Here is a 3592-nt window from a genome sequence, read left to right on the forward strand (position 1 = left end):
CTGGAAATTGTTCGCTACTTTTTTGAGCAGAGATTTGTATTGAACAAAAAACAAAAAGTAAGCTGTAAATTATTTTATACATAGTTCTAATCATAAAAAAATTAGTAATTATTTAATGCGGTTTCGCCATTGGCAATTGCTTTGGCAGATGACGTTCCTATTCTTTTTACTCCAAGTTGAATCATTGCAACAGCTTCATTATAAGTTTTAACTCCACCAGCAGCTTTTATTGCTAGTGGCGATGCGTTTTCTAACATCATAATTATAGTTTCAATTGTTGCGCCGTTTGGTAAATTATCTTGAGTTTTATAAAAACCAGTTGACGATTTTACAAAAACATCTTTATAACATTCTTCTTTAAAATTTGCCATAACAACATTTTTTATCAATGCCGAAAGTTGAATTATTTGATTGCTATTTAAAGCAGCAACTTCTATAATCCATTTTACAATTTTATTATTGGCTAATCCTAATCTTGTGCATTCTAGAATTTCGTTTTTAACTAAATTTATTTCTCCAAGTTTAAATGCTTCATAATTGCAAACAAAATCTAAATCGTCGGCACCATTTTTTATGGCTTGCGTTGCTTCTTCTAGTTTTTCTTCTATTGAATTTATTCCTTCTGGAAATGAAATTACAGTTCCAATGGTTAGTTTAGAATTGGCATCAGCAATCATTTTTTTTGCCAAAGAGACATAATTTGGACGAATCATAATTAATTTAAAACCTTCGTCAATAGCTTCTTGAATGAATGCTGAAGCGATTTTTTTATTTTGCGCTTCAGAAATCCCTGCTTGTTGCTCAGTTTTTAAATAGGTGGAATCTAGAAATTGTTTTATGTTCATTATAGCAATTGCAATATTTGGTATAAAAGTAAAAAAAAATCCCACTAAGGTGAGATTTCTATGTTGTTTTATTTCTAAGTAAGTATTTAACAAAGTACAATCCTAAAATTGCTCCAATAGAATTTACAATTACATCTAGAATGTCTCCATGTCTAGTGGTTGTATATGTAGTTTGGTAAACTTCCATTGCAATACCAAATAGTATTGCTGTTACAACCATTATAATTTCTTTGTTTTTTAAATTCTCTTTTATGTTAAAGTAATTGTACCATAAAATTACGAATAGAAAGTAAAAAATAAAATGTGCATACTTGTCTTTATGCAGAATTTTAATTGAACTTCCCACAGTATTATCTAACTCTGTTGTGCTTAAAAATACTATAATTAAAGTCCAAGATACTGCTAGAAATAATTTTGAAGCTTGATTAAGCACCAATTAAACTTGCGTAAGCTTCGTTATCTAATAATTCATCGTATTGTGATACATCAGACACTTTAATTTTTATCATCCAACCTTTACCGTAAGGATCAGAATTTACGTTTTCTGGATTGGATTCTAAATCTTCATTAAATTCAATGATTTCTCCAGATAATGGCAAGAATAAATCGGATACTGTTTTTACTGCTTCAACCGTTCCAAAAACGGCATCTTTTTCTAGAGTTTGGTCTAAAGTTTCTACTTCTACATAAACAATATCGCCCAATTCGCTTTGCGCAAAATGTGTAATTCCTACTGTTGCAATATCGCCATCAATTGAAACCCATTCGTGGTCTTTAGTGTATTTTAAATTATTTGGTACCATTATATTTGTTTGTTTTTTAAATAATAATCCTTCGACTGTACTCAGGAAGATAAATGAATTAGTTTTTATGTTATTTATTTGATTTGATAATTTCCTAGTTTATATCCTTCGACTGCGCTCAGGAAGACAAAATAAATTAGTTTTTATGTTATTTAATTAATTTGATAATTTCCTAGTTTATATCCTTCGACTGTACTTCGTCTGCGCTAAGCATAAACTAAATGAAGACAAAATAAATTTCAATCAAATTTTTAATTTTTCAACAAAAATACTATTAATTTTTAGTTTTTTCAAATGATTTTAAGCTGTTTTTAATTTCCAAAATTATAACGTAACGTAAATCCTGCTCTAATATTGGTTAACGGAAATGAAGTAGAAATTACCGCTTTAGAAAACGAATGATCATAAAAGAAAATTGTTGTTAGGTTTTTACTAAACGAATAATCGGCAGTTAACTTTGCAGACCAAATGTTTTGTCCGCCACCAATTTGATTGTTGTTGTAATCTAAATAACGAATTATAGTTTTATTGTTTCTGTATGAGAAATCTACTTTTAAATTAATATCTCCTTTTATTATTCCAGATGGATCATCAGATAATTTTGTTGAGAAAATTACATTTTTAAATCTATAACCTGTTCCAATAATATATTCTACACCTTTTACTTCTGTTAGTAAATTATTATCAAAACTTAATGATAGTGCTCTATCGCGTTTCATTTCGGCAAGAATTTTAAACGAACTTTTAGTTTCAAAATCTACTCTTACTAGTGGACTAAATTGTTCTACAAGATTTACATTTCCAACAATTGTTTTATTGTATAAATTTCCTCCTGCATCTCTACCGTTTGGATTTTGATTGTAATCAAAGTTACTTCTAAACGAGTTAATTGTATATGATGCTTTGTAATTGTGTTGTATTGAAAAACGCTTGAATTTATCTTTAAAAAACTTGTAACGCATTAATCCATTGTACTTTATGTTCCAGTTAGGAATTGGTATATTTCTAAAAATTCCTAAAGATACATCACTACTATTTTGACCAGAATAAGCAGCCAAAAATGCTGGTAACAATACTGCTTGGTTGTTTTTTCCAAAACCTTGTGGATAACCTTCTGCATCTAATGTAAAAGGATTTGCTCCATAATATCTTTCGGCTAATCTGTTGGCAACAACTAATCTGTTAGTTCTAAATTCTTCGAACGCTGCAGAACCAAATTCGTCACTTGCCGAAAAAGCAGTTTTAATTAACAAAGTAGAAATTGCAAAATTTCCAGTATTATTAGGAGAACGTGAACTGTAATTTCCATTGGCGTCTACATCAAATTGCTCTGAAAAATTATCGGCATAAGTTCTGTTGGCAGTTAAATCTATTTTAAAATCTGGAAATAAATCTATGTTGGCTGTCATGTCTAAAGTTCTTGCTGTAACTTGTGTAAAACTTTGATTAAACTCAGGATAATTGGTTAACCAACCTCTTTTTGCTGCTTCAAAACGAACTTCGTCTTGACCACCAAAAGCAAATCCTAAAGATGGTTTAGACGAACCAAAGAAACCTACTCCAGGTAAAAATCCTGGTAAAGCTGTACCTCTATTTTCGGTATAATTAATTTGAATATTTTTTACACTTGTTAAAACGCCAATTAATCCATCAAGAAAAACATTGCTGTCTTGAGCAACTTGTGGCGTTGGAGAATTTATTTTTTGTCCAGGTTTAGGTGGAACAGCATTTGTAACTGTTTTTTTAGTTTTTTTATTTTTAGTAAGTCCAATATATTTGTAAAAACTATCCATATTAAAAGCCGTATTCAATCTATGTGCACCTGAATTTTGAATACTATTTCCTAAATTATAGGTAAATCCATCGGCACCAGTTATAGATGACAACGCAATCGATGAACGTTGCCAACTAGAATCTCCTGTATACGTATAAGTAGATTTTATA

4 protein-coding genes are annotated in these 3592 nt (G+C 29.8%); all 4 read right to left on the minus strand.

What is annotated here, in order from left to right; translation table 11 throughout:
* Window positions 1–101: 101 nt before the first annotated feature.
* A complete protein-coding gene (gene deoC, locus ACH2BO_RS05300; RefSeq protein WP_395043709.1) occupies window positions 102–845 on the minus strand; it encodes a deoxyribose-phosphate aldolase in 744 nt (247 codons plus the stop codon).
* Window positions 846–903: 58 nt separating this feature from the next.
* Window positions 904–1278 carry a VanZ family protein gene (locus ACH2BO_RS05305; RefSeq protein WP_395043710.1) on the minus strand — a complete coding sequence of 125 codons (375 nt, stop codon included), beginning with the start codon at window positions 1276–1278 and terminating at the stop codon, window positions 904–906.
* On the minus strand, window positions 1271–1651 hold the full coding sequence (gene gcvH, locus ACH2BO_RS05310; RefSeq protein ID WP_395043712.1) for a glycine cleavage system protein GcvH: 381 nt from the start codon (window positions 1649–1651) through the stop codon (window positions 1271–1273). The genes ACH2BO_RS05305 and gcvH overlap by 8 nt, the downstream gene beginning before the upstream one ends.
* Window positions 1652–1959: 308 nt before the next feature.
* The coding region (gene sprA, locus ACH2BO_RS05315) for a cell surface protein SprA (protein WP_395043711.1) at window positions 1960–3592 on the minus strand (1633 nt) is incomplete at its 5' end.

It is taken from the genome of Flavobacterium sp., from assembly GCF_043773265.1.
In the GTDB taxonomy this organism is placed as follows: domain Bacteria; phylum Bacteroidota; class Bacteroidia; order Flavobacteriales; family Flavobacteriaceae; genus Flavobacterium.